A 26,508-nucleotide genomic window follows, 5' to 3' on the forward strand; every position below is an offset into this window, starting at 1 on the left:
CGTGCGCGCCGGGTCGCGGACGCGCGTCGGTGACGGACTGGAGGCCCGTGGCGGGCCCGCCACGGGCCTCCAGTCCGTCAGGTGGCTGGGTCAGAACCCGGCCTGGCCGGTGACGACGGCACGGCCGACGACCAGCTTCTGGATCTCGTTGGTGCCCTCCTCGAAGCGCTGTGCGCGCGCGTCGCGGTAGACGCGCTCGATCGCGTTGCGCTTCCAGTAGCCCTGGCCGCCGTGCACCTGCAGCGCCTTGTCGGTGACCCGGGCGAGCATGTCGACGGCGACCATCTTCGAGGCGCTGGACAGCGTGCCGGCGTCCGGGCGGTCCTCCTCGTAGGCGCGCGCGGCCTCGAGGACGAGCGCACGGGCCGCGGCGATGTCGGCGTAGTTCTCGGCCAGGTAGAACTGGATCGCCTGTCGCGTGGCGAGCTTCTTGCCGAAGGTCTCGCGCTTGTTCGCGTACTCGACGGCGAGCTCGTTGGCCCGCTCGGCGAGGCCGACGGCACTCATCGCGACCGAGACGCGGCTCGGCAGCAGGAACCCGCCGAGCGCGACCTCGAGCCCCTGGCCCTCGGCACCGAGCAGGGCGCTGGCCGGCACCGGCACGTCGGTGAAGCGGAGGATCGCGTGGTCGGTGCCGCGGATGCCCATGGTGTCGGAGTCGTCGATCACCTCGGCGCCCGGCAGACCGGTGTTCGGCATGAGGAACGCGACGGTCCCGTCCTGGCCGGTGGTGCCCTCGAGGCGTGCGGCGATGAGCCAGTAGTCGGCCTGCACGCCGAACGTGATGAGGTGCTTCTCGCCGTTCATCACGTAGGTGTCGCCCTCGCGGCGGACGGTCGTGCGGATGTCCGCCCCGGTGCCGGCCGTCGCCTCGGTCAGCGTGAACGCGACGAGCGTGTCACCCGCGACGCTCGGCTTGACGACCTGCTCGATCTGCTCCGGCGTCGCGTACGGCTCCATGGCGCGCCAGGTGCCGTTGATGACGTGCACCAGCATGCGGATCGAGGCGTGCGACCGGGAGACGATCTCCATGATCTCGAGGTACCGCGAGAACGGGATGCCACGGCCGCCGAGCTCCGCCGGTGCGGCGAGGCTGAGCCACCCCTTGTCCTTGAGCTCCTGGAAGAGCGCGGGCGACACCTGACCGGTGCGCTCGATCTCCTCCGCCCACTCCTCGCCACGGCCGCGGACCCACTCGGTCACGTCGGCCTTGAGCTGCTGGAAGGCGGCTTCGGTCTGGGGCTCCATGACCATCGTCATCGTTCAGTTCTCCTTCGTCGCGACGAGCGCGGCAGCCTGCTCGCGCAGGACGTTCTTCTGGACCTTGCCCACCGCGTTGCGCGGCAGCTCGGCGATGTACTCGAGACGCTCCGGCCAGTAGTACTTGCTCACGCCGGCCGTGTCGAGGGTGCGCTGCATCGACGCGAAGTCGAGCCGTTCGGCACCGGCGGCCGGCACGACGAACGCGCAGGCACGCTCGCCCAGGCGGGCGTCGGGCATCGCGACGATCGCCACGTCCGTCACCAACGGGTGCTGGTAGAGCAGGTTCTCGATCTCCACGACCGGGATCTTCTCACCACCGCGGTTGATGACGTCCTTGATGCGGCCGGTGATCGACAGGAACCCCTGCTCGGAGACCTTGGCCAGGTCACCGGTGCGGTACCAGCCGTCCTCGGTGAAGACGTCGTCGGTGAGGTCGGGCCGGTCCAGGTACCCGTCGAACATCGTCGGCGAGGACAGTTCGAAGTTGCCCTCGGTGTCGGCCGGGAGCTCGTGGCCCTCGTCGTCGACGATCCGGATCGAGATGCCCGGCAGCGGACGACCGTCGTGGCCGTACGCGTCGGCCGGGTCGTCGCCCGGGCTGGACAGCGCGCCGAGGCAGGTCTCGCTCGTGCCGAACGCCCCGAGGATCGCGCTGCCGAGGACGGTGGCCGCCCGCTGCGCCAGGGCACGGGGCACGGCGGCACCCGTCGGCACGAAGATCCGCAGGCTCTGCGGGGCCGGGGCGCCGTCCTCGACCAGGTCGACCAGGTCGGTCAGGAAGGGCGTCGCGCACTGCACGAACGTCGCACCCGCCGCGCCGAACGCCTGCTCGAGCGCCACGGTGCCGTCCCACACGGGCTGGATGACCTGCGGGGCGCCGAGGCGGAAGGCCAGCAGCATCCCGTACAGGAAGCCGGTCTGGTGCGCGAGCGGCGAGGGGATGTAGATCCGGTCCTCGCTCGTCAGGCCGGACTGCGCGACGTGCATCGCGGTCGCCAGGCCGAGCGTGCGGTGCGGGTGCTGCACGCCCTTCGGCTCGCCGGTCGTCCCGGACGTGAACAGCAGCTGGCAGACGTCGTCCGGTCCGGGTGCGTGCGACTTGATCTGGTCGACGTCCACCTGGGCGGAGTCGAGCGCGGTGTCGAAGTAGCGCCAGTTCCAGTCGCTCGCGGCGACGCGGTCCATCGCGTCGGCCGGCAGCGGCGGCTGGTTCGTCGGGCTGTCCGCCACGCCGCGGGCCTCGGACCGGAGCACGATGACGTGCTCGACCGACAGCCGGCGCTTCTGGGCCTTGGCCTCGTCGATGACGTCGAGGAGCTCGAGCGCCGGACGACGCTTCCGGAACACGTTCGGCAGAAACACGACCCGGGCGCGGGACCGGGCGAGCGTCATCGTGGTCTCGCGCGGACCGAACACCGGCATGATCGGCGTCGCGACGGCACCGATCTGGATCGCACCGAGCGTGATCGACACGAACTCGCGCCAGTTCGGCAGCTGCATCGCGACGGACTCGCCGGTCCGGACGCCGAGCTCGAGCAGGATCGCGGAGACCTTGTCGGCCTCGTCCTGCAGTTCCCTCCACGTGGTGTGCACGGGTTCGGGGCCGCCGACCTCGATCACGGCGAGGCCGTCCGGGTCCTGCTCGGACAGCGCACGCACCTTCTCGCTGAGGACGAGCGGGTCCGCGTCGACGCCGGTCAGTTCGGGCAGCGTGTCCGGGGTGGCTGCTGCGTGCTCGCGTTCCTGCTCGTGCGCGTGCTGGTGCTCGTGCGCTTCGCCGAGGTCGGTGCGCTGCGCGGTCAGCTCCGGGCGGTCGGCGGCGGCCGCGGCCGCGTCGGCGCGGTCGTCGCGGGCGATCTGCGCCGCGAGGGCGTCACCGACCGCCATGTCGAGACCGACGTCGTTCATCGCCTCGAGGAAGGTCGGGTACGAGATCCGGTAGGCGCGCGGGTACGTCAGCGACGAGGTGCCCTCGGCCTTCGACGCGGCGACGGCGAGCGACATGAGCACGCGGTGGTCGTTGAACGACGACATCGGGGAGCCGTGCAGCGCGCCCGGGCCGACCCCGGTCACCCGGAGTTCGTCGGCACCCTGTTCGGCGCGGCCGCCCATCCGGTTCAGCTGCAGCATCGCCGCGACGCGGTCGGACTCCTTCAGCCGGATGTGCGCCACGTTCCAGAGCCGGGTCGTGCCCTCGGCGAAGGTCGCCATGGTGGAGAGGACCGGCAGCAGGTCCGGGATCGGCTGGCAGTCGATGTCGAGCGGCCGCAGGGGCGAGCCGTCGTGCTCGATCCGCACGAAGCCGGTCTCCTCGTCGATGCGCATCGGCACGCCCATCGCCGTGGCGAGGTCGAGGAACTCGCTCTCCGGGTGGTCCGTGTCCGCCGTGGTGAACGAGGTCATGCCGCGCAGCAGCACGTTCGACTCACGGATGCCGGCGGCGGCGATGCCGAACGCGGCCGAGCCGATGTCCGGCGGGATGACGTAGTCGTGCGGGGTGGCCTGCTGGTTCGCCGGGATCCGGTACTCGAGCCAGTCGTCGGAGACCTCGACCGTCAGGCCGAACTGCCGCATCATGCGCACGGTGAGCTCGACGTACGGCTGCTCGTTGAGGCGGCCGCCGGTGATGTGGACGCGGGTCTCCTGCTCGGCGAACGGCGCCACCAGGAGCAGGCCGGAGACCCACTGCGACAGGGTGCCGGCGATGGTGACGTCGCCGCCGCGCGGACGCTTCGGCTGGACGGTCACCGGCGGGCAGTCGTTCGTGGCCTCGAGCTCGACGCCCATCTGCTCCAGCGAGGTGAGCAGCGCCTTGATCGGTCGGCGCTGGAAGTACTTCATGCCCGAGAGGGTCATCGGCTTGTCCGCCAGCGAGGCGAGCCCCGTCATGAAGTACAACGTCGTGCCGGAGGACCCCATGTTGAGGAGCCCGTCGGCACCCCGCGATCCGTGGTCGACGACGTCGGTCGCTTCGTACCGTCCGCCGAGACCGGTCACGTGGTACTCGTTCCCACGACGCTTGACGTCGACGCCGAGGGCACGGAGCGTGCCCACGGTCCACTCGACCTGCCGCGTCGCACTGATCCCGGAGACGATGCTCGTCCCCTTCGCCAGGGACGCGAGCACCAGCGCGCGGTGCGCGTGGTACTTCGAGACCGGGATGTCGAGTTCTCCGACGAGCGGTGCGGACGTGCCGCGCACGACCAACTGCATGCGTACCTCTTCCCTGTAGATCGCTTCCAAAGTACGCCCGGTGTGGAACTACTGTGAATTCGATCCGCACGACCCGGCGCGTGGTTCCTTGTGCATGTCCGACAATCCGCCGGGCAGGATGTACAGCATGGACATCCGCTTCACCGAGTCCCCCGCGTCGACCATCGGCGTCGAGTGGGAGCTCCCCCTGGTCGACCGGGACACCGGCGACCTCACCCCCCGCGCGCCCGCGGTGATCTCCGCCGTGCAGCAGCGTCTCGGCGACCGCGACCGGGTGACCGAGGAGCTCCTGACGAACACGGTGGAGGTCGTCACCGGCGTGCACTCGCGGGTACAGGACGCCACGAGCGAGCTGTCCGGGATCATCGGCGAGGTGATCGACGCCGCCGAACCCCTCGACGCCCAGGTGATGTGCGCCGGCACCCACCCGTTCGCCGTCTGGGACCAGCAGGAGATCACCCCGGACAGCGAGCACTACACGACCCTCATCGACCGGACCCGCTGGTGGGGGCGGCAGATGCTCATCTGGGGCGTACATGTCCACGTCGGCATCGACGACCGCGACAAGGCCCTGCCGATCCTCGGCGCGATGCTCGCCTACGTCCCGCACCTGCAGGCCTTCACCGCCTCGAGCCCGTTCTGGGCCGGCACCGACACCGGGTACGCGTCGAACCGTGCCCTGATGTTCCAGCAGCTCCCCACCGGTGGTCTCCCGCCGCAGCTCGGCGCATGGGCGGACTTCGAGGAGGTGGTGGACGACCTCACCCGCACCGGCGTCATCGACGGCTTCAAGGACCTCCGCTGGGACATCCGCCCGTCGCCCGGTTGGGGCACCCTGGAGAACCGCGTCTCCGACGGCATCTCGACGCTGCAGGAGGTGGGGGCCGTCACGGCGCTCGTCCAGTGCCTCGTCACGGCGATGTCCGACCAGCTCGACGCGGGTGAGGCCCTGCCCACCATGCAGTCGTGGTTCGTCCGCGAGAACAAGTGGCGGGCCGCCCGGTACGGCATGGAGGCGGAGGTCATCACGAACGCCGCCGGCGACGAACGGCTCGTGACCGACGAGGTGCACGACCTCGTGCAGCGGCTCGACCCGGTCGCGGAGCGCCTCGGCTGCCAGCAGGAGCTGCACCACCTGGACACGATGATCGCGAACGGCGCGTCGTACCAGCGGCAGCTGCAGGTCGCGCAGGAGAACGGCGGCGACCTGCGGGCCGTGGTCCGCCACCTGGTGACCGAGCTGCGCGACTCCCTCTGACGTCGGCGCCCGTTGCGAGCGCACCTGGCCGTTCCGCGCGTAGGAGACCGATTCGCGCACAGGGGGCCGTTCGTTCCGGCCTCCTACGCGCGTTTCGGCTTCCCACTGCGGGCACGATGGGAAGGAACGCAAGCACAGACGGACGGGAGGCCCGTGGCGGATCCGCCACGGGCCTCCCGTCGTGCAGGTGGTCGCGTCAGCGACCCAGGAACTTCTGCAGCGACGCGAGCTCTTCCTCGGTCGGCGCCTTGCCGTTCTTGCCGGCGCCGAGCCCGAGCCCGGAGCCCTTCGGTGCCTGCTGGGGTGCAGCAGCGGCACCGGCCGCGAGCGCCGCACGCTTGGCGGGGTTGCCCACCTTCGACTTCTTCTTGCCGCCGCCCTGCTGCTGCTTCTTGCCACCGTGCATGCCCGGGATCGGACCCATGCCGGGCATCTGCGGGACGCCGCCGCGGGCGACGGTCTTCATCATCTTCGCGGCCTGCTCGAACCGGTTCACGAGGGCGTTGACCTCGGTCACGGTGGAGCCGGCACCCTTGGCGATGCGCAGCCGGCGGGAGCCGTTCAGGAGCTTCGGGAGCTCGCGCTCCTGCGGCGTCATCGACTGGATGATCGCCTCGGTGCGGACGATCTCGCGCTCGTCGAAGTTGTCGAGTGCCTCGCGCATGCCCTTGGCGCCCGGGAGCATGCCGAGCATGCCCTTGATCGAGCCGGCCTTGCGGAGCTGCTGCATCTGCTGCAGGAAGTCGTTCAGCGTGAAGTTGTCGGTCGCGATCTTGTCCGCGACCTTGCGGGCCTCTTCCTCGTCGAAGGCGCCCTGGGCCTGCTCGATGAGGGAGAGGATGTCGCCGAGGTCGAGGATGCGGCTCGCCATGCGGTCCGGGTGGAACGGCTCGAAGTCGTCGAGGCCCTCACCCGTGGAGGCGAACATGATCGGACGGCCGGTCACGCTGGCCACCGACAGGGCGGCACCACCGCGGGCGTCACCGTCGAGCTTCGACAGGACGACACCGGTGAAGTCGACGCCCTCCTGGAAGGCCCGCGCCGTGGTGACGGCGTCCTGACCGATCATCGCGTCGATGACGAACAGGACCTCGTCCGGGTCGACCGCCTTGCGGATGTTCGCTGCCTGCTTCATGAGCTCGGCGTCGACGCCGAGTCGACCGGCGGTGTCCACGATGACGGTGTCGTACTGCTGGTCGACCGCGGCCTTGATGGCGTTCTTGGCGACCTTGACCGGGTCGCCGACGCCGTTGCCGGGCTCGGGCGCGAAGACGTGCACGCCGGCCTGCTCGCCGACGACCTGCAGCTGCTGCACGGCGTTCGGACGCTGGAGGTCCGCCGCGACGAGCATCGGCGTGTGGCCGTCCTTCTTGAGCCACTTGCCGAGCTTGCCTGCGAGGGTGGTCTTGCCGGCACCCTGCAGACCCGCGAGCATGATGACCGTCGGCGGTCGCTTCGCGAACTCGAGGCGACGCTGCTGGCCACCGAGGATGCCGACGAGTTCCTCGTTGACGATCTGGACGACCTGCTGCGCCGGGTTGAGCGCGCGGTTGACCTCGTCGGAGAGGGCGCGCTCGCGCACCGCTGCGGTGAACGCCTTGACGACCTCGAGCGCGACGTCGGCGTCGAGGAGCGCCCGTCGGATCTCGCGGACGGTGCCGTCGACGTCGGACGGAGTCAGCCGACCCTTGCTCCGCAGGTTGCGGAAGGTCTCGGTCAGCCGATCGGAGAGTGAACCGAATTGCGCCATGATCCGTCGATTCTACAAGGCTCGCCCCGGACACCGACGCCCGTTCACCGCAGGAGGACGCCGTCGGCGAGTTCGAGGGTGGACCCGAGGCCGATGTCGACCACGACCGGCGCGTCGGACGGGCTCCGGTCGAGGGTCGGGTACCACCGGCGCCGGGGCGAGACCAGGATCAGCAGACCGTGGACGTCTCCGACGGGCGCGAACTCCGCGCCGGGTGGGTTCGCGTACGGGTCGAGTCCGTGCCGCCGCAGCACCTCGACCGCGCCGAGGACGTCGGGGACGGCGAGTCCGACCTCGCTCACGGACAGCAGGAACGTGTCCGCGCCGGCCGGGCCCCCACCGCCCGGCGCGAGGTCCCGCCGTTCGATGAGCTCGAGCAGCTGCTGGTCCGGCCCCTCGAAGTACACGGACCGCGAGTTCCAGTCCGGCGGTCCCTCGAACTCGTCGGCGTCCGGCGTGCCGAGCACCGTCGTACGGGATGCGACCCAGTCCTTGGCGGCGGCGAACGTCCCGGTGGGGATCGTGATCGCGAGGTGGTGTGCGCCGGTCATCCCGTCGAGGGCGCGGAACACGAGCTGCGTCGTCCCCACGGTCACCCGGACGCTGTCGGGCTCGGCGTCGGTGTCGACCGCGCAGCCGAGCCCGGCCCAGAACCGGGCCGTCTCGTCGGTCGAACGGGTGGCGAGTCGTACCTGTCGGATCTCCATGGCCCCATCCGATCTCCTCAACCACGGTTCAGGTCAAGCGCAGCCTGGCATCATCCAGCGTGATGGCGGACCTACTTGTTGGACGGAGTACAGAAACTGCCGTAACCTGACGCGCATGCCGGAACTGGAGATCATCCGTCCGCCCGGGCTGCTCGACCACGCCGACGGACTCGCCCTGCAGCAGCGCCTCCGCGCCGACGTCGTCGCGGGTCGCTCCCCCGGAGCCCTCGTCCTCTGCGAGCACCCGTCCGTGTACACCGCGGGACGTCGCACCGAACCGACCGACCTGCCGACCGACGGCTCCCCCGTGGTCGAGGTCGACCGTGGCGGGCGGATCACGTGGCACGGCCCGGGACAGCTCGTCGCCTACCCGATCGTCCGGCTCGCCGAACCACTCGACGTCGTGGCGTGGGTGCGTGACCTCGAGCAGGTGATCATCGACGCCGCCGCCGCCGAGGGCGTGCACGCCGAACGCGTCGACGGCCGGAGCGGCGCCTGGGTGCCGGGACCCGGCGGCACCCCGCACGCGAAGGTCGGCGCCATCGGTCTGCACGTTGCCGAGGGCGTCACGAGCCACGGCATCGCGATCAACTGCACCAACGCGCTCGACGCCTACGCCGCGATCGTCCCGTGCGGCATCGCCGACGCCGGCGTCACGACCCTCAGTGCCGCCGCTGGTCGCACCGTTCCGGTCGACGCCGTCGCCGACGTCGTCGCCGACCGGGTCCGCGCCGCCGAGCACGGCATGCGCACCGGCCACCGCATCAGCAGCCCCGGCGCCACGAGCACCGGCACCGTCCGCAGCGCACGACAGGAGACCCTCGTATGACCCTCGCCCCCGAAGGACGCCGGATGCTCCGGGTCGAGGCCCGCAACGCGGCGACACCGATCGAGACGAAGCCGGCGTGGATCAAGACCCGCGCGACGCAGGGCCCGGAGTTCCGCGAGCTGTCCGGCCTCGTCCGGGACAAGCAGCTGCACACCGTGTGCCAGGAGGCCGGCTGCCCGAACATCTTCGAGTGCTGGGAGGACCGCGAGGCCACGTTCCTCATCGGCGGCTCCCAGTGCACCCGCCGGTGCGACTTCTGCCAGATCGACACCGGCAAGCCCGAGCCGCTCGACCGCGACGAGCCCCGTCGGGTCGCCGACTCGGTCGCGGAGATGGGCCTGAAGTACGCGACGGTCACCGGGGTCGCCCGGGACGACCTGGAGGACGGTGGCTCCTGGCTCTACGCCGAGACCATCCGAGCCATCCACGAGCACTCCCCCGGCACCGGCGTGGAGATTCTCGTGCCGGACTTCAACGGCCGCCCCGACCAGCTCAGCCGGGTGTTCGACGCCCGCCCCGAGGTCTTCGCCCACAACGTCGAGACCGTGCCCAGGATCTTCAAGCGCATCCGCCCGGCGTTCACGTTCGAACGGTCGCTCGACGTCATCACCCAGGGTCGGGACGCCGGACTCGTCACGAAGTCGAACCTCATCCTCGGGATGGGCGAGGAACGCGTCGAGATCGAGGACGCCCTGCAGCGCCTGCGCGACGCGGGCACCGACATCATCACGCTGACGCAGTACCTCCGCCCGTCGCCCCGGCACCTCCCGGTCGCGCGGTGGGTCGCGCCGGAGGAGTTCGTCGCGCTGCGCGAGGTCGCGGAGCAGATGGGGTTCGCCGGGGTGCTCGCCGGGCCGCTCGTCCGCTCCTCGTACCGCGCCGGTCGACTCTGGGCCCGCGCCACGGTCGCCCGGGGCGGCACCGTGCCGGAGCACCTGTCGCACCTGCTCGACGCGGCCCCCGGTCGCCAGGCGGTGTGACGACGGACGGGAGGCGCGGTGCCAGCCGGCACCGCGCCTCCCGTCCGTCAGGTGGTCGCGTCGGGACGCGACGGCCGGTCGCTACGCGCGACCGCGGATGCTCCGGAGGAGCCAGCCGATGACCGCCAGCAGGATGAGCACGATGCCCACCCACAGCAGGAACTTCAGCGCACCGACGAAGATGCCGCTGAAGAGCAGGACGAGGCCGACGATGATCGCGATGATCAGGAGTGCGGGCATGAGGGTCTCCAATCCCTGGAACGAGACCGAGCGGATGCCCGGGCCGACAGGGACGCTACTCGCCGCGCGACGATCGCGTTCGCTGCTGCGCGAGCGCTCAGCCGACGAGGTTCTGCACGAACACGTGCGGCGTGAAGCCGGTGAGGTCGTTGATGCCCTCGCCCTGCCCGATGAGCTTGATCGGGATGCCCGTCTTCTCCTGCACGCTCAGCACGAACCCGGCCTTGGCCGACCCGTCGAGCTTGGTGATGACGAGCCCGGTGACACCGGCGCCCTCGATGAACGCCTGCGCCTGCGCGAGCCCGTTCTGCCCGGTGGTGGCGTCGAGGACGAGCAGGACCTCCGCGATCTCGGTCTGCTTCTCGACCACGCGCTTGATCTTCGACAGCTCGTCCATCAGCCCGGCCTTGGTGTGCAGCCGGCCGGCGGTGTCGATGACGACGATCTCGGTGCCCTCGCGGATGGCCTTCTCGACCGTCTGGTACGCGACGGAGGCCGGGTCCTGCCCGGGCTGTACGGGGCGGACGACGTCGACCCCGGCGCGTTCGGCCCAGGTGGCGACCTGCTCGACCGCGGCAGCGCGGAAGGTGTCCGCCGCGCCGACGAGCACCGTGCGGTCGTACGTCTTGAGGAACTTCGCGAACTTGCCGATCGTGGTGGTCTTGCCGACGCCGTTCACGCCGACGACCAGGACCACTGCGGGGCGGGCGCTGAGCTTCAGCGTGGTGTCGAGCTTCGAGAGCCGTTCCTCGAGCACCTCGCGCAGCATGCGCTGCAGGTCGGCGGGGTCGGTCGTGCCGTACCGGTCGACGCGGGCGTGCAGGTCCTCGATGATCTGCTCGGAGATGTCCGGACCGAAGTCCGCACCGATCAGGGCCGTCTCGAGGTCGTCCCACGTCGTCTCGTCGATCGTCTTGCGCTGGAACAGCCCGCGCAGCCGGGAGGACAGTGACCAGGAACTCGCCATGTTCCCAGCTTAGAGCGCGGCGCACGTCCGCTGTGCCCGGTAGGCTCGTGTCCACGAAGGGGAGTATTCCTCCTCGGTGTCCCCGTCAGTACGGTCCGGAACGATCCGGACCCGGGGCGCCGGTCGTGCAGCACCAGTCCTGGTGTCGGCGGCGGAAGAGACCTTCAGGCCTCGGCGTACCCGCTGGCACTCCCCGTGAGTGCCCTCGGTCCGCCCTCACCTGAAGGAAACCCGTGGACGTCCCACTCTTCGTCTGGCTCCTCACCATCGCCGGCATCCTCGGCCTGTTGGTGTTCGACTTCTTCTCGCACGTCCGGACCCCGCACGTGCCGCACATCAAGGAATCGGCGTTCTGGTCGGCGTTCTACGTCGGCCTCGCGATCCTGTTCGGTGTCGGCATCCTCGTGTTCGGCGGCGGTCAGGCCGGTGGCGAGTACTTCGCCGGGTGGCTCACCGAGAAGGCGCTGTCGGTCGACAACCTGTTCGTGTTCCTCATCATCATGTCGAGCTTCGCGGTGCCGAAGGAGTTCCAGCAGAAGGTCCTGCTGGTGGGCGTCGCGATCGCCCTGGTCGCCCGCGGCGTGTTCATCGCGCTCGGCGTCACGATCATCGAGAACTTCTCGTGGGTGTTCTACCTGTTCGGCGCCCTGCTGTTCTGGCTCGCCTGGTCCCAGGCCCGCAGCGGCAACGACCACGGCGGCGACGAGGGCGACTCCCGCCTCATCCGGATCCTCCGCAAGGTCATCCCGACCACCGAGGACTACCACGGCGACAAGCTGACGGCCCGCGTCGACGGCAGGCGGCTCTTCACCCCGATGCTGCTCGTGATGGTCGCGATCGGCCTCACCGACGTGCTGTTCGCGCTCGACTCGATCCCGGCGATCTTCGGTCTCACGCAGGACGCCTTCATCGTGTTCACCGCGAACGCGTTCTCGCTCCTCGGCCTGCGGCAGCTGTACTTCCTCATCGCGGGGCTGCTCGAGCGGCTCATCTACCTCGGGCAGGGCCTGGCGGTCATCCTCGGCTTCATCGGTGTGAAGCTCGTCTTCCACGCCATGCACGTCAACGAGCTGCCGTTCATCAACGGCGGCGAGCACATCGAGTGGGCGCCGGAGATCCCGATCTGGTTCTCGCTGGGCTTCATCATGCTGACCATCGCCGTCGCGACGGTCGCGTCCCTGGTGGTCTCGAAGAAGCGTGCCGAGCGCGGGCTCACCCCGACGGGCGAGCCGAAGCAGGCGGTCGAGGCCGACGCGCAGTAGTCGCGACCACGTGCACGGACGGGAGGCGCGGTGCCAGCTGGCACCGCGCCTCCCGTCCGTCCGTCCGTCCGTTCGTCCGTTCGTCCGTTGCCGGGTCTCGCCGCGGTGGCCGAGTCTCGGTCCGGACGACCGTTCTCGCGCTCGGGAGCGCGAGAACCGTCGCTGCGCCCGAGTCTCGCGCCGCCGCGGAGCGCGGGCTTCGGCGCGCCGGCGCGCCGGCGCGCCGGCTACGCGGCGTCGCGCTTCTGCACGCGCTGGCCCACCACGGCGGACACGCCGTCCTGCCGCATCGAGACGCCGTAGAGCGCGTCGGCGATCTCCATCGTGCGCTTCTGGTGCGTGATGACGATCAGCTGCGACGACGCCCGGAGCCGCTCGAACACCGTGAGCAGCCGCCCGAGGTTCGCGTCGTCGAGCGCCGCCTCGACCTCGTCCATGATGTAGAACGGCGACGGCCGGGCGGTGAAGATCGCCACGAGCAGCGCCACCGCGGCGAGGGACCGCTCCCCACCGGACAGCAGCGTCAGGCGGTCGATCTTCTTGCCCGCGGGCTTCACCTGCACCTCGATGCCGGTGTGCAGCAGGTCGTCGGGGTTCGTCAGGGTGATCGAGCCTGAGCCGCCCGGGAACAGGATCGGGAAGATGACGTCGAACGCCTCCCGGGTGTCGTTGAACGCCGACTCGAAGATCGTCTGCATCTTGGTGTCGAGCTCGTCGATGATCGTCATGAGGTCCGTGCGGGTCTTCTGCAGGTCCTCGAGCTGCTCGGCCAGGAACGCGTGCCGCTGCTCGAGCGCCTGGAACTCCTCCAACGCGAGCGGGTTCACCTTGCCGAGCTGGCCGAGGTCCCGTTCGGCCGCCTTGAGGCGTCGCTCCTGCTCGGCACGGACGTAAGGCACGGTCTCGACGTCGGCGGGGTCGACCTCGTCGGTGGCGTCGAACTCGGGCAGGACCGGGCCGCCGGGCAGCGTGGACTCGGCGTCGACGAGCTCAGGAACGTCGATGTCGGTGTCGATGTCAGTGTCGGTGTCGATGTCGGTGTCGGTGTCGTGCTCCGCCTGGTCGTCGGTGTCCGGCTCGACGTCCGGACCGGCAGCGGAGGAGCCCGCGGCTCCCGCGGCTGCCGCGGCCGCGGCCCGCTCGGCCTCCCGGTGCTTCCGCGCGAGCACCCGGGGGTCGACCAGCACGTCGACGGGCACCGGCACGTGCGGCCCGTACTCGGCGACGAGGACGGCCTCGACGAGCCCGAGCTCGCTCTGCGCCCGGTCGAGCACGCCGGACACGTGCAGCTTCTTCTCGTAGATCTCCATCTCGAGTGAGTGCACGCCGTCGGTGATGGTCTGCAGCCGGTCGCGGAGTTCACGCTCCTCGTTCCGGATCGTCTGCAGCTCGGTGTTCCGCTTCGACCGCTCGGACTCCTCCGTCGCGAGCTGCACGCGGGCCTCGGCGAGCGAACGGTCCACGGCGCCGAGCAGCCCCGGCAGGTCCGCGAGCACCCCCTCGGCGACGGCGATCTGGCCGCGCCGGATGACCGCGAGCCGGGCGGCCTCCTCGGCGGCGGCGCGTTCGGCCTCGAGCTGCCGGTCCAGCTGGTCGGCGCGGGTCCGCTCGGACCGGACCCGTTCCCGCACGGTCTCGACCTGGATGCGCTGCTCGATCTCCGCGGCGCGCGCCGCTTCGAGGGCCTCCTGGAGCCCCGGGCGCCCGGAGGCGTCCACGACGGGGCGCGGCTGCTCGGTGAACGCACGATGGGCCCGCTCGGCCTCGCCGAACGCGGCCTCGGCTGCCTCGACGGCGCCGTCGGTCTCCGCGAGGGCCGCGCGCAGCCGCTCGACCTCGGCGGCGGCGTTCTCCGCCTTCGCCCGCGTGGAGGCGCTGGTGCGGTCGTACTCGGCCGTCGCCTTCCCGTGGGCGCGCGACGCTGCGTCCGCCTGGTCCGCTCGGCGCCGTGCTTCATCAACGGCGGAGCGTGCGGCCTGGAGGCCCGTGGCCGCGTCCTCCGCCTGGCTCGCGATGGCGTCGCGGCGCGTGACCGCGTCGTCGCGTTCCGCGACGAGCTCGATGCGTGACGTCACACGCTCCCCACCGCCGGTCACGCGGACCGCACGGACCAGGTCGCCGGACCGCGTGACGACCGTCGCGTGCGGGGCGGCGGCGAGCACGGCCTCCAGGTCGACGCCCTCGTCGGCGGTGCCGTCGGCGATCAGCGTGTCCCGCAGGATCGCGGCGAGTGCCGGCGGCCCCTGCACGACGTCGAGCGCACGACGGACCCCGGTGGGCAGCCGGTCCGGCAGGGCGCTGTCCGCTCCCGTGGCGTCGGCCACGACCACGTCGACGCGGCCGATGTCCGCGGAGCGGGCGTGCGCGACGGCGTCGAGCGCGACCGACCGGTCGTCGGCGAGGACGGCGTCGGCGAGTCCGTCGAGTGCGATCGCGACCGCACCCTCGAAGCCCGGCGTGACCGTCAGGGCGTCGGCGAGGCGCCCGACGATGCCGGCGCGACCGGCGTCGATGAGTGCCTGTGAGCCGTCGCGGACGTCGATCGACATGCCGAGCGCCGCCACTCGGGCGTCGAGGGCGTCCCGTTCCCGTTCGAGGGCGTGCAGGCGGTCGCGGAGGTCGTCGCGGGTGGCCTGTGCCGCCTCCTGCTGCTGCCGCGCCGTCTCGAGCGCGGAGGTGAGTGCGGCCTCGTCGACCCCCTCGGACGGGTCGGCGCCGAGGTCCGCGAGGGCGGCGGCGGCCCGCTCGGCACGTTCCCCGGCCTCGGTGAGGGCACGTTGCCGGCGCTCCCGGTCCGCCACGGCGGAGCCGCGCTTCGACCGTGCGACGTCCACCGCGGACGCCAGGCGCTGGGCCTCCAGGTCGTGCTGCGACACCCGGGCAGCCTGGGCGGCGATCCGCTCGTCGAGGGCGTCGAGCGTCGCACGGGCCTCCTGCACCTGCTGGGCTGCCGCCGCCGTGCCCCCGGTCATCTCCGCCGCCTGGGCTTCGAGCCGATCGGCCTCGTTGCGGACGCCCTGCACCTGCTCCGGGGTGATCGTCGGGCCCTGCTGCGGGGCGTCGGCCTGCTGGGCGAGGAACATCAGGCGCTGGTTCGCCAGGCTCGACAGCCCGCGGAGCCGCTCCTGCACGCTCTCCAGCCGGTGCACGACCGTGCGCGCCCGGTCGACGTCGTCGCCGACCATGCTCTGCTCGACGTGCTGCTGCCGGACGCGGGTCTGGTCGAGGCGCTCCTGCAGGACGATGCGCTCGGACTTGCGCCCGGCCTCGACCTCCTGGTGCTCGTGCAGTTCGCGACGCAGCCGAACGACGTCGTCCGCCAGGATGCGGGCCTTGGCGTCCCGGGCGACCGCGGCGACGGACTGCGCCTTGCGGGCGACCTCGGCCTGCCGTCCGAGAGGCTTCAGCTGACGGCGGATCTCCCCCGCCAGGTCCGACAGCCGCGTCAGGTTCGTCTGCATCGCGTCGAGCTTGCGGAGCGTCTTCTCCTTGCGGCGACGGTGCTTCAGGATGCCCGCGGCCTCCTCGATGAACCCTCGGCGGTCCTCCGGGGTGGCGTGCAGGACCTTGTCGAGCTGGCCCTGCCCGACGATGACGTGCATCTCCCGACCGAGCCCGGTGTCGCTCAGGAGCTCCTGGACGTCGAGCAGACGGCAGTTCTCGCCGTTGATCGCGTACTCGCTGCCGCCGTTGCGGAACAGCGTGCGGGAGATCGTCACCTCGGAGTACTCGATCGGCAGCAGGCCGTCCGCGTTGTCGATCGTGAGGAGCACCTGCGCGCGTCCGAGCGGCCCGCGCGTCGAGGTGCCGGCGAAGATGACGTCCTCCATCTTGCCGCCGCGGAGGGTCTTCGCGCCCTGCTCCCCCATCACCCAGGCGAGTGCGTCGACGACGTTGGACTTGCCGGAACCGTTCGGACCGACGATGCACGTCACGCCGGGCTCGAACGCGAAGGTCGTCGGCTGCGCGAAGGACTTGAACCCCTTGATGGTCAGGCTCTTCAAGTACATGCGGTCTCCGGATGCTCTGGTTGGGCGTCAGGCTAACGCGTGCGCGGGCGTGGACGTGGTTGGCACACGGGGCAGATGTGGCTGGACCGGTTCATGAACGCCTCACGCACGATCGTCGTCCCGCACCGGGGGCACGGTCTGCCCTGCTGCCCGTAGACGTTCAGGCGTTGCGAGAAGTAGCCGGACTGCCCGTTCACGTTGACGTACTGCGCGTCGAAGCTCGTGCCGCCGTCCTCGAGCGCCCGCGCGAGGACGCTCCGGACCTCGTCGAGGAGCAGCTGCAGCGATGTCCGCGGCAACCGGTCCGCCGGGCGGTCGTAGTGCAGCTTCGCGGCCCACAGCGACTCGTCGGCGTAGATGTTCCCGATGCCGCTCACCACGCCCTGGTCGAGCAGCACTCGCTTGATGCCGCTCGAGCGCTTCCGGGCCGTCCGGATGAACCGGTCGTCGTCGAACGCGGGGTCGAGCGGGTCCCGGGCGATGTGCGACACCTGCTTCGGGATGCTCCGGCGCCACACCGCGTCCGGGTCGGTCGCGTCGACGTGTCCGCCGAACCCTGCGGGCGCGCCGTCGATCGTCGGGACCATCGCGTCGATCGCCATCGACCCGAAGGTGCGCTGGTCGACGAACTCGAGTTCGACCGGCGGCTCCGGGGTGCCCGTGCGGTCGGTGCCGACGGGCTGCACGTCGAGCAGGATCCGACGGTGCTTCGCCGCGTCGCGCCCACGCCCGAGCAGGATCTGCCCGCTCATCCCGAGGTGCGCGACGAGCGCCTCGGCCGGACCGTCCGCGTGCACCGGCACCAGGGGCATCCAGAGGAACTTGCCCCGCCGCACGGCCGCCGCGATGGTGCGGCCGGTCAACCGGTCGACGAAGTCCTCCGCCGGGCCGTCGTGCCGCGTCAGGGCCCGGTCGTCGACGACGTCGACGTGCAGGACGCGAGCGCCGCTGACGGCGGGCTCGAGGCCGGCGCGGACGACCTCGACCTCGGGGAGTTCGGGCACGCGGTCAGGCCGCCCGGCCGGACAGCCGCGTCCACGCCTCGAGCGCGGCGGCCATCTCGGCGGTCTTCTTGCTCGACCCGCTGCCGGTCGAGACGTCCTCGCCCTGCAGCACGACGGTCGCGTGGAACGTCTTGTCGTGGTCGGGCCCGGTCTCGGTGACCCGGTAGGACGGGTTGCCGAGCGACAGGTTCGACGCGAGCTCCTGCAGGCTGGTCTTCGGGTCCATCGCCGCGCCGAAGCGGTCCGGGTCGACGAGCAGCGGGTCGACCAGGCGCAGCACGAGTGCCGTCGCCGGGTCGGGGCCGGCCGACAGGTAGGTGGCACCGATCACGGCCTCGACGGTGTCGGCGAGGATGGACGACTTGTCACGGCCGCCGGTCTGCTCCTCGCCCTTGCCGAGCCGCAGGTACTGCCCGAGGCCGATCATGCGGGCGATCTCGGCCAGGGCCACGGTCGACACCAGGCTCGCGCGCCGCTTGGCGAGGTCACCTTCGTCGAGCTCGGGGAAGGACCGGTAGAGCTTCACGGTCACGGCCTGGCCGAGGATGGAGTCCCCGAGGAACTCGAGGCGTTCGTTGTGCCCGATGCCACCGTGTTCGTACGCGTACGAACGGTGGGTCAGGGCGAGCTCGAGCAGCTCGAGGTCGGTGTCGGCCCCGAGGATGCCCTGCAGACGAACGACGTCCGGCCCCACGGGGCGGGACCCCGCGGCGCCGGACGTCGCTGTCATGCGTTCGGTCCGATCAGACGTCGGCGACCTTGCGGCCCTTGTACTCCATGTACAGGGCGGTGCCGGCGGAGTCCTCGACGACCTTCGCGCGGTGCGGGAGGCTGTAGGTGACCTTGCCGTTCTCGATCGTCTTCACGAGCTGGACCGGCGCGGCCTTCCACTGCGAACGACGGGCGTGCGTGTTGGCACGGGACTGCTTGCGCTTGGGAACGGCCATGGTGGTTCTCTTTCGGTTGGTCGGTGGTCGGTGACGAGGATCGGGCGGTCAGTCGGCCTGGTCGGCTTCGGACCGCTCCTGACCCTCGGTGGTCTGGGGCGTGGTCGTGCTGGCTTCGTCGACGGGTTCGTCGGCGAGCGTGAGGCCACTCAGGGCGGCCCACCGCGGGTCCAGGACCTCGTGAGCGCGGTGCTCGCCGATGTCGGCCAGTCGCTCGCCCGTCACCGGGTCGAGGCCTGGGCAGTCCGGTCGGCAGACCGGCTGGAACGGCAGCGCCAGCACCACCGCATCTCGAACGACCTGTTCACAATCCACGTGGTCATCGTGAACGAAGAAGTCGAAATCCTCCGAGGCATCATACGCGAACAGCTCGGCGAAATCGACCTCGACGGGCTCGCTGATGTCGATCAGGCAGCGCGAGCACTCCCCGGCGGCCTCGGCACTCGCGTGTCCGGAGACCAGGACGCCCTCGTGCAGCCCCTCGAGCCGGACGTCGACGCGCATCTGCGCACCCTGCCGAACGGCGATGACGCCGGCCCCCATCGCGTCGGGCACCTCGATGTCGAGCGTGTGCTCGCGCATCTCACCCGGCCGGTGCGCGAGGTCGCGCACGCGCAGGGCGTAGGGGCTGTTCACGTGGGAAGACACGATCGACAAGCCTACATCGCTCCGGCCCACGAGTCGAGGCAGGGACGGGCGTGTCCCGTTCCGACCGCCGGAGTGCTCAGCGGCCGGTGTGCTCGTGCAGGGCAGCGGCCACCACAGCCGGCACGTACGGCGCCACGTCCCCACCGAGGGACGCGACCTGCCGGATGAGCGAACTGGACACGTGCGCGCGGGACGCCTCGGGCAGCAGGAACACCGTCTCGACGTCGGCGAGGTGCCGGTTCATGATCGCCATCGGCGTCTCGTACGCGACGTCCTCACCGGACCGGACCCCCTTGACGAGCACCGTCGCGCCGACCTGCCGGCAGTAGTCGACGAGCAGTCCGGAGGTCCACTCCCCGACCCGGACGTTGTCCGGCACGCCGGTCTCGACGAAGGACTCCTCGATGAGGCGGACCCGGTCCACGGCGTCGAACATCGCCGGCTTCTTGTCCGGGTTGTGGACCACGAGCACGTGCACCTCGTCGAACAGCCCCGCGGCACGCCCGATCACGTCGAGGTGCCCGAGGGTCACGGGATCGAACGAACCGGGGACCACCGCGATCTGCGCCATGGCAGCGACGATACCGGTCGGGCACCGGACCCCGGACGGTGCGCCGGTCAGTTCTTGCCGAGGAAGGCCGCGTCGGACTCGTCCAGCCGTCGCACCAGTGCCTCCCGCAGCGCGGGGTGCCCGTCGAGCTGCGGGTCGGGCTCCAGGACCCGCTCGGCCTCTTCCCGCGCGTCGACGATGAGGTCGGCGTGCTCGACCACGCGCAGCAGGTTCAGCGACGACCGGCCGCCGGACTGCCGCTCGCCGAGCACGTCGCCCTCGCGCCGGAGTTCGAGGTCGACCCGCGCCAGCTCGAAGCCGTCGTCGGAGGCGGACACCGCGTCGACACGTTCCCGCGACGTGGTCTCGGGTTCCGCCGTGGTCACGAGCAGGCAGACGCCGGCGTACTGCCCACGGCCGATGCGACCGCGGAGCTGGTGGAGTTGCGAGACGCCGAACCGGTCGGCGTCGAGGACGGCCATCATCGAGGCGTTCGGCACGTCGACCCCGACCTCGATCACGGTCGTCGCGACGAGGACGTCGACGTCGCCCGCGGCGAAGGACGTCATCACGCGATCCTTCTCCTCCGACGTCATGCGGCCGTGCAGGACCTCGATCCGCCGACCGTCGAGGACCGGCATCGCGCGTATCCGCTCCGCCGTGGCCAGCACCGTCGCCGGCGCGCGCTTCGGGGCGTCGTCCTCGCCCTCGGGCAGGGGTTCGCCGTCGTCCTCGGCGTGGGCGTCGTCGATCGCCGGGCAGACCACGAAGGCCTGCCGGCCGGCGCTGAGCTCCTCGGCCATCCGGGTCCAGATGCGGGACTCCCAGCCGGGGTGCTCGGCGAGGCCCACCGTGAAGGTCTCGACACCGGCGCGACCGGACGGGAGGCCCGTGATGGTCGACACGTCGAGGTCGCCGAACACCGTCATCGCCACCGTGCGCGGGATGGGCGTCGCCGTGAGCACCAGCACGTGCGGCGGCGTCGCGCCCTTGGTGCGGAGCGCCTCGCGCTGCTCCACACCGAAGCGGTGCTGCTCGTCGACCACGACGAGGCCGAGTTCGGCGAAGTCCACCCGGTCGCCGAGGAGCGCGTGGGTGCCGACGACGAGTCGCGAGCTCCCCGACGCGGCGGCGAGCAGGGCACGCCGGCGTTCCTCCGTCGACTGCGACCCCGTCAGGATGACCGGCCGGAGCTCGGCGGCCAGGTCCGGCCCGAGGAACTTCACGATCGACCGGAGGTGCTGTGCGGCGAGCACCTCGGTCGGGGCGATGAGCGCGGACTGCCCGCCGGACTCGGCCACCGTGAGCATCGCCCGGATCGCCACGAGGGTCTTACCGGAGCCGACCTCGCCCTGCACGAGCCGGTGCATCGACCAGTCCCCCGCCAGGTCGTGCGCGATCTCGGCGCCCACGGCCCGCTGGTCGTCCGTCAGGGTGAACGGCAGGGTCCGGTCGAACCGTTCGAGGATGCCGTCGGGAGACGCCGTGCGCGGGGTCGCCGCGGTGGCGCGGGCGGCGATGCGGCGCTGCACGAGCGCGGTCTGGAGCACGAACGCCTCGCGGTAGCGCAGCGCGTCCTGCGCCCGCTTGAAGTCGGCGACCTTCTCCGGCCGGTGCAGGAGTTCGAGCGCGCGCCGGAACGGCACGAGGTCGAGCCGCGTGCGCACCCGCGCGGGGATCGGGTCGGGGACGTCGGGCAGGGTGTCGAGGACGATCGCCATCGACTTGGCGATCTGCCACGAGGTCAGCGACGCCGTCGCCGGGTAGATCGGGATCGGCTGGCGGGAGAACCGGATCGCCTCCTCCGACTCGGGGTCGGCCGTCGCCCGTGGGTCGTCGCGGTCGAACAGCTCGTAGTCGGGGTGGGCCAGCTGCCGGGCACCGCGGTAGTCGCCCACCTTGCCGGAGAAGATCCCGCGGGCCCCGGGCACGAGGTCCTTCGTGCGCCAGCCCTGGTTGAAGAACGTCAGGGTCAGCAGGCCCTTGCCGTCGCCGATCTTCGCTTCGAGGATCGACCCGCGCCGGGCCCGCATCGAGCGCTCGCGGACGTCGACGACCTCGGCGACGATCGTCACCGACTCGCCGATCGCCAGCGAGTCGAGCGCCGTCAGGGCACCGCGCTCCGCGTACCGCCGCGGCGCGTGCTCGAGGAACTCACCGACCGTGCGGTACCCGAAGGCCTTCTCGATCGCGCTCGCCGTCCGGCCGCCGAGCACGGTCGCCAACCGCGCGTCGAGCGGCGCGGGACCGAGGTCCGGCGCCGCGGGCTCGGTTGTCGTTCCGGTCGTGACCACACGTCAACGGTACCCGGCAGGACCGACGTGCCCCGTGCCTCCAGGCCGGCCTGTGGAGGACGCCGATCGGCGCGCTCCGGCCCGCTACGGTGGCTGCATGACCCGCATCATCGCCGGCGCCGCCGGATCCACGACGCTCCGGGTGCCGAAGTCCGGCACCCGGCCGACGAGCGACCGGGTGCGCGAAGCGCTCTTCTCCTCGCTCGAGGCACGCGGGCTCGTCGACGACACCGCCGTGGCGGACCTGTACGCCGGGACCGGTGCCCTCGGGCTCGAGGCGGCGTCCCGCGGTGCGGTGGAGGTCGTCCTCGTCGACCGTGCCTCGGCGGCCGCGCAGGCGTGCCGGGCGAACGCACGCGCCGTGCAGCAGCGTGTGCCCGGCGTGCGGATCGACGTGCAGCCGCAACCGGTGCTCGGGTACCTGCGCAGCACCGTGCGGACGTTCGACCTGGTGTTCATCGACCCGCCGTACGACGTCACCGAGCACGAGATCGCCGAGGTGCTCGAGGCACTCGTGCCGCGGTTGACGAAGGGCGCCGTGGTGATCGTCGAGCGGAGCAAGCGCTCCGACGAGCCCACGTGGCCGGCCGGGCTCGAGCCGTTCAGCAAGCGCAGCTACGGCGAGACCGTGGCGTGGGAGGCCGTGGTCGCGGCCGGGTAGGTGGCGCGGACGCCGCTGGAGGCGCGCGGCGCGGTCGTCGCGCGGCTGTTGGCGGTCGACTGTCGGCCGTCGACGTGGAGCGACATCTCCGTCGTCGTACGACGTCCGCGATGTCGCAAGTACGCCCGTGCAACAGGTGCAGGCGCGCTGGAGCGACAGCTCCGATGTCGTACGACATCGACGATGTCGTTCCGGGACGGCGCGGCCGCGGGCCGACTCGCGGGACACGTACCCGGATCAGCCCGCGGCGCCGTCCCAGTCGGCGTAGGGGTCCCAGCCGGTCATCGGCACGGCGACGCCCCCGCGGACGAGGTCCGCGCCGCCGCGGTCGAGCACGACGCCGATCCGTCGGAAGCCCCCGGGCAGCGCTGCGTCGGGCGGGAAGGTCGCGAGCAGCCCGTGGTCCTCGCCCCCGTGCAACGCGACGTCGTCGAGGACAGCACCGTCGAGGTCGACCTCGAGCGACAGCGTCACCCGGCTGGCGCGGGCGAGCCGTCCGGCGTCGATGGCCAGGCCGTCGGAGAGGTCCAGCATCGCCGTCGCACCGGCGGCAGCTGCGAGCGGTCCGTCTGCGATCGGCGGCACCGGGCGCCGCTGCCGTCCGACGTCCGGGTCTGCGTCCGCGCCGCTCGCGAGCGTCGCGGCACGGGACGGCTCACCAGCGGCATCGACGCCCTCGTGGAACAGCCGGGTCAGGCCACGAGCCGCTCGGCCGAGCTCGCCGGACACCGCCAGGACGTCGCCGACGCGGGCGCCCGACCGGAGCACCGCATCGCGTCCGTCGAGATCGCCGAACGCCGTCACCGACACCGTGAAGGTCGCCGAGGTGGAGAGGTCGCCACCGACCACACCGCAGCCGGGCGCGAGGGCGGCCACGGCAAGCCGGACCCCGTCCGCGAACGACTCCAGGACCCCCGCCGGCGTGTCCTGCGGGGCGGCGAGGGCGATCACGAGCCCGCTCGGGACGGCACCCATCGCGGCGACGTCGGACAGGTTCGTGGCCGCGGCCTTCCACCCGACGTCCTCCGGTGACGACCACGCCCAGCGGAAGTCCGGACCGTGCACCATCATGTCGGTCGTCACGACGAAGCGGCCGTCCGGAGCGGCGACGACCGCACAGTCGTCCCCGGGACCGAGCACCGGGGCGCCGGGCGGCAGCCGCCGGACGATGCGGTCGAGCACGGCGAGCTCGCCGAGGTCCCCCACGGTCGGTCCGGCCCAGGCGTCGTACGTCGCGTCCACACGAGAACGGTAGCCTGGACGTCGATGGACACCGCGCGCCGCCCCTCCCGGAAGATCGCGATCGTGGGCGTCGTCGTGGCCCTCGCCGCCGGGCTGACCGGCTGCACCAACGCCGTGTCGATGTCCCCGGCCCCCTCCGCGAACGCCGCCGCGTGCGCCGCCGTCCAGGTCCGCCTGCCGGCCGCGGTGGACACGAAGTTCGACCTGCGGAACACGAACGCGCAGTCGACGGCCGCGTGGGGCGACCCCGAGGTGGCGCTGTACCACTGCGGTGTCGCCGTGCCGACGGTGTCCGACCTGCCGTGCTTCTCGCTGGGCGGCGTGGACTGGATCCGCGACGACCGCGGCAAGCAGATCGTCTACACCACCTTCGGGCGCTCCCCCGCGGTGCAGGTCGTCATCGACTCGACGAAGACGACGAACCAGGTCGTGCAGGACGTCACGGACGCCGTGTCGACCCTGCCGAAGGACGGCCACAGGTGCCTGGACGCGTCCCAGGTGCAGGGCTGACCCCCACCGCGGATCAGCGGACGGCGGTCCGGCCCAGCTCGATGAGTTCGGCCACGAGTTCGGCGTAGGAGACACCGGAGGCGGCCCAGCAGCGCGGGTACATCGACAGGGGCGTGAACCCGGGCATCGTGTTGACTTCGTTCACCACGAAGCCGTCGTCGGTCAGGAAGCAGTCCACCCGGGCCAGCCCCGCGCCGCCGATCGCCTCGAACGCTCGCGCACCGATCGACCGGATCTCGTCGGTCTGCGCCTCGGTGAGCGGCGCCGGGCAGAGCAGCGACTCGTCGCCACCGAGGTACTTCGACTCGAAGTCGTAGAAGCCGGACTCGTCGACGACGATCTCGCCGGGCAGGCTCGTGCGCGGGACACCGTCGCGGCCCTCGAGCACGGCGACCTCGACCTCGCGGCCGACCACGCGCGGTTCGACGATCACCTTGGAGTCGTGCTCGAACGCCAGGTCCATCGCGGCACCGAGCTGCGCCGGCTCGTCGACCCGGGACACCCCCATGCTCGACCCGGCGCGGGCCGGCTTCACGAAGAGCGGCCAGCCGTGTGCGGCGATCGTCTCGGCGACGTCGACCGGGTCGGCGGCCCACTCACGACGGAGCACGGTGGTCCAGGGCGCGACACGGAGCCCGGCGTGTTCGAGCACCGCCTTCGCGACGTGCTTGTCCATGGCCAGGGCGCTCGCGAGGACACCGTCGCCGACGTACGGCAGACCGGCGATCTCGAGGAGCCCCTGGACGGTGCCGTCCTCGCCGAACGGGCCGTGCAGGATCGGGAAGACGATGTCGACCGCCACGGTCGTGACCGAGCCGTCGGGGTGCGACACGACGAGTTCGTTCGACGCCGGCGACGTCGGGAACGCGACGCGGGTGCCGTTGTCCGGGACGGTGGGCAGCGCGCCGTCCCGGATGGCGAGCGCGGCCGGGTCGTCGGGCTGCAGCGTGAAGGCGCCGTCCTTCGTGATGCCCACCGGGACGATCTCGTAGACGGAGCGGTCGACGACGTCCATGATGCCGCCGGCCGTCACGCAGCTGATCTCGTGCTCGCTGGAGCGGCCACCGAACAGCACGGCGACGGTCGTCGGAGCGGGTGCGATGGTGGGCATGGCAGTCCCTTTGCTGGTCGGGATCGGACCGGTCACTCGCCCTGGGGCTCGTCGGTCTCGGTGAGGTGCGGCGCGATGTTGCGCGGATCGAGCCTACCGGCGAGGACCTCGGCGACCTGCCCCACGATGGGCATGTCGACGCCGTTCGCCGCCGCGAGCTCGAGGATCGGGGCGACCGAGGCGAGCCCCTCCGCGGTCTGGTTCATCTGCCGCACCACCTCGTCGAAGCGGTACCCCTGCCCGAGCAGGCGACCAGCGGTGTTGTTGCGCGAGAGCGGCGACTGGCACGTGGCGATGAGGTCGCCGAGGCCGGCGAGCCCGGAGAGCGTCGACGGCTGCGCGCCGAGCGACACCGCGAAGTCGGTCATCTCGGCGAGCCCGCGGGTGATGATCGACGCCTTGGTGTTCTCGCCGTACCCGACACCGTCGACGATGCCGATCGCGACGGCGATGAGGTTCTTCAGCACCCCGCCGAACTCGGTGCCGATGACGTCGGTGTTGATGAACGACCGGAAGTACGGGTTCGTGGCGACCGCCGCGACGGCACTGGCGGTGTCCGCCGAGGACGACGACACCACGGCCGCGGTCGGCTGGCGGCGGGCGATCTCGAGGGCGAGGTTCGGCCCACTGGCGACGGCGATGCGGTCGCGGTCGATGCCGAGCCCCTCGTGCAGGACCTCGCTCATCCGGAGCCCGGTGGCCTTCTCGACGCCCTTCATCAGGCTGACGACGGGGACGTCGGGGCCGAGCAGGTCGCGGATCGCCGCCAGGTTCGACCGCAGCGACTGCGACGGCACGGACACGTAGACCTGCTCCGCGCCGGACAGGACGGCTTCGAGCGACGTCGACGCGGTGAGCGTGCGCGGCAGGTTGATGCCCGGCAGGTACTCGGAGTTGCGCTTCGTCTCGGTGATCTCGCGCGCCACCTCGGGACGGCGCGCCCACAGCACGGTCTGCGCACCGCCCTCGGCGAGCACCTTGGCGAACGTGGTCCCCCAGCTGCCCGCGCCGATGACGGCGACGCGCGGCTTGTCGGTCGACTGCATCACCACGCGGATCGCG

At 71.5% G+C, this 26,508-nt stretch carries 22 protein-coding genes; 6 read left to right on the top strand and 16 right to left on the bottom strand.

Going from position 1 to position 26,508, the window contains the following annotated elements; all coding sequences use genetic code 11:
- Positions 1-90: 90 nt before the first annotated feature.
- Together ACRQ4B_RS13195 and aroA are read right to left on the bottom strand one after the other, a co-directional pair.
- A complete protein-coding gene (locus ACRQ4B_RS13195) occupies positions 91-1,260 on the bottom strand; it encodes an acyl-CoA dehydrogenase family protein (protein ID WP_439691871.1) in 1,170 nt (389 codons plus the stop codon).
- Between the two features lie 3 nt (positions 1,261-1,263).
- Complete coding sequence (gene aroA / locus ACRQ4B_RS13200) at positions 1,264-4,476, bottom strand: 3-phosphoshikimate 1-carboxyvinyltransferase (RefSeq protein WP_439691872.1); 3,213 nt, start codon at positions 4,474-4,476, stop codon at positions 1,264-1,266.
- Between the two features lie 118 nt (positions 4,477-4,594).
- On the opposite strand from aroA, the gene ACRQ4B_RS13205 reads away from it, so the two are divergent.
- Entirely contained in the window at positions 4,595-5,734 is a 1,140-nt protein-coding gene (locus tag ACRQ4B_RS13205; RefSeq protein WP_439694398.1) for a glutamate--cysteine ligase, read from the top strand.
- Positions 5,735-5,930: 196 nt separating this feature from the next.
- Here the strand turns inward: ACRQ4B_RS13205 and ffh are convergent, their stop codons facing one another.
- Together ffh and ACRQ4B_RS13215 are read right to left on the bottom strand one after the other, a co-directional pair.
- On the bottom strand, positions 5,931-7,484 hold the full coding sequence (gene ffh, locus ACRQ4B_RS13210) for a signal recognition particle protein (protein ID WP_439691873.1): 1,554 nt from the start codon (positions 7,482-7,484) through the stop codon (positions 5,931-5,933).
- A 44-nt stretch (positions 7,485-7,528) separates the two neighbouring features.
- Positions 7,529-8,191 (bottom strand): VOC family protein, encoded by a 663-nt coding sequence (locus tag ACRQ4B_RS13215; RefSeq protein ID WP_439691874.1) that lies wholly within the window; start codon positions 8,189-8,191, stop codon positions 7,529-7,531.
- A 115-nt stretch (positions 8,192-8,306) separates the two neighbouring features.
- Here ACRQ4B_RS13215 and lipB point away from each other — a divergent pair, with 115 nt between their 5' ends.
- A complete protein-coding gene (gene lipB / locus ACRQ4B_RS13220; RefSeq protein ID WP_439691875.1) occupies positions 8,307-9,020 on the top strand; it encodes a lipoyl(octanoyl) transferase LipB in 714 nt (237 codons plus the stop codon).
- Positions 9,017-10,000, top strand: coding sequence for a lipoyl synthase (gene lipA / locus ACRQ4B_RS13225; RefSeq protein ID WP_439691876.1), 984 nt, complete (start codon positions 9,017-9,019; stop codon positions 9,998-10,000). Before lipB ends, lipA begins: the two co-directional genes overlap by 4 nt.
- An 81-nt stretch (positions 10,001-10,081) precedes the next feature.
- On the opposite strand, the gene ACRQ4B_RS13230 is transcribed toward lipA, so the two are convergent.
- Positions 10,082-10,240, bottom strand: coding sequence for a DUF4175 domain-containing protein (locus ACRQ4B_RS13230; protein WP_137767577.1), 159 nt, complete (start codon positions 10,238-10,240; stop codon positions 10,082-10,084).
- Positions 10,241-10,337: 97 nt separating this feature from the next.
- Positions 10,338-11,207, bottom strand: coding sequence for a signal recognition particle-docking protein FtsY (gene ftsY / locus ACRQ4B_RS13235; RefSeq protein WP_439691877.1), 870 nt, complete (start codon positions 11,205-11,207; stop codon positions 10,338-10,340).
- A gap of 233 nt (positions 11,208-11,440) precedes the next feature.
- Here ftsY and ACRQ4B_RS13240 point away from each other — a divergent pair, with 233 nt between their 5' ends.
- Entirely contained in the window at positions 11,441-12,469 is a 1,029-nt protein-coding gene (locus ACRQ4B_RS13240) for a TerC family protein (protein WP_439691878.1), read from the top strand.
- A gap of 227 nt (positions 12,470-12,696) precedes the next feature.
- On the opposite strand, the gene ACRQ4B_RS13245 is transcribed toward ACRQ4B_RS13240, so the two are convergent.
- From ACRQ4B_RS13245 to ACRQ4B_RS13275, 7 genes are all read right to left on the bottom strand, one after another.
- On the bottom strand, positions 12,697-16,479 hold the full coding sequence (locus ACRQ4B_RS13245) for an AAA family ATPase (protein WP_439691879.1): 3,783 nt from the start codon (positions 16,477-16,479) through the stop codon (positions 12,697-12,699).
- A gap of 32 nt (positions 16,480-16,511) precedes the next feature.
- Positions 16,512-17,483: a bifunctional DNA-formamidopyrimidine glycosylase/DNA-(apurinic or apyrimidinic site) lyase gene (gene mutM / locus ACRQ4B_RS13250; protein WP_439691880.1), complete on the bottom strand. Its 972-nt coding sequence runs from the start codon at positions 17,481-17,483 to the stop codon at positions 16,512-16,514.
- 4 nt (positions 17,484-17,487) lie between these two features.
- Positions 17,488-18,213, bottom strand: coding sequence for a ribonuclease III (gene rnc, locus ACRQ4B_RS13255; RefSeq protein WP_439691881.1), 726 nt, complete (start codon positions 18,211-18,213; stop codon positions 17,488-17,490).
- 13 nt (positions 18,214-18,226) lie between these two features.
- Positions 18,227-18,430 (bottom strand): 50S ribosomal protein L32, encoded by a 204-nt coding sequence (gene rpmF, locus ACRQ4B_RS13260; RefSeq protein WP_058728177.1) that lies wholly within the window; start codon positions 18,428-18,430, stop codon positions 18,227-18,229.
- A gap of 48 nt (positions 18,431-18,478) precedes the next feature.
- A complete protein-coding gene (locus tag ACRQ4B_RS13265; RefSeq protein ID WP_439691882.1) occupies positions 18,479-19,042 on the bottom strand; it encodes a YceD family protein in 564 nt (187 codons plus the stop codon).
- Positions 19,043-19,154: 112 nt separating this feature from the next.
- Positions 19,155-19,649 carry a pantetheine-phosphate adenylyltransferase gene (gene coaD / locus ACRQ4B_RS13270; protein ID WP_144749313.1) on the bottom strand — a complete coding sequence of 165 codons (495 nt, stop codon included), beginning with the start codon at positions 19,647-19,649 and terminating at the stop codon, positions 19,155-19,157.
- Between the two features lie 47 nt (positions 19,650-19,696).
- Positions 19,697-21,922: an ATP-dependent DNA helicase RecG gene (locus ACRQ4B_RS13275; RefSeq protein WP_439691883.1), complete on the bottom strand. Its 2,226-nt coding sequence runs from the start codon at positions 21,920-21,922 to the stop codon at positions 19,697-19,699.
- A 97-nt stretch (positions 21,923-22,019) separates the two neighbouring features.
- Between ACRQ4B_RS13275 and ACRQ4B_RS13280 the strand changes: the two genes are divergently transcribed.
- Positions 22,020-22,583, top strand: coding sequence for an RsmD family RNA methyltransferase (locus ACRQ4B_RS13280; RefSeq protein ID WP_439691884.1), 564 nt, complete (start codon positions 22,020-22,022; stop codon positions 22,581-22,583).
- A gap of 237 nt (positions 22,584-22,820) precedes the next feature.
- Here the strand turns inward: ACRQ4B_RS13280 and thiL are convergent, their stop codons facing one another.
- The gene (thiL, locus tag ACRQ4B_RS13285) at positions 22,821-23,825 is read right to left on the bottom strand and encodes a thiamine-phosphate kinase (protein WP_439691885.1); all 1,005 of its coding nucleotides are present in this window, start codon (positions 23,823-23,825) and stop codon (positions 22,821-22,823) included.
- Positions 23,826-23,849: 24 nt separating this feature from the next.
- Here thiL and ACRQ4B_RS13290 point away from each other — a divergent pair, with 24 nt between their 5' ends.
- A complete protein-coding gene (locus ACRQ4B_RS13290; RefSeq protein ID WP_439691886.1) occupies positions 23,850-24,335 on the top strand; it encodes a DUF3515 family protein in 486 nt (161 codons plus the stop codon).
- Between the two features lie 13 nt (positions 24,336-24,348).
- Here the strand turns inward: ACRQ4B_RS13290 and ACRQ4B_RS13295 are convergent, their stop codons facing one another.
- Together ACRQ4B_RS13295 and ACRQ4B_RS13300 are read right to left on the bottom strand one after the other, a co-directional pair.
- On the bottom strand, positions 24,349-25,446 hold the full coding sequence (locus ACRQ4B_RS13295) for a D-alanine--D-alanine ligase family protein (protein WP_439691887.1): 1,098 nt from the start codon (positions 25,444-25,446) through the stop codon (positions 24,349-24,351).
- Between the two features lie 32 nt (positions 25,447-25,478).
- Positions 25,479-26,492, bottom strand: coding sequence for an NAD(P)H-dependent glycerol-3-phosphate dehydrogenase (locus ACRQ4B_RS13300; protein WP_439694399.1), 1,014 nt, complete (start codon positions 26,490-26,492; stop codon positions 25,479-25,481).
- Positions 26,493-26,508 lie beyond the last annotated feature (16 nt).

Origin of the sequence: Curtobacterium sp. SP.BCo (assembly GCF_051903265.1) — a bacterium.
In the GTDB taxonomy this organism is placed as follows: domain Bacteria; phylum Actinomycetota; class Actinomycetes; order Actinomycetales; family Microbacteriaceae; genus Curtobacterium.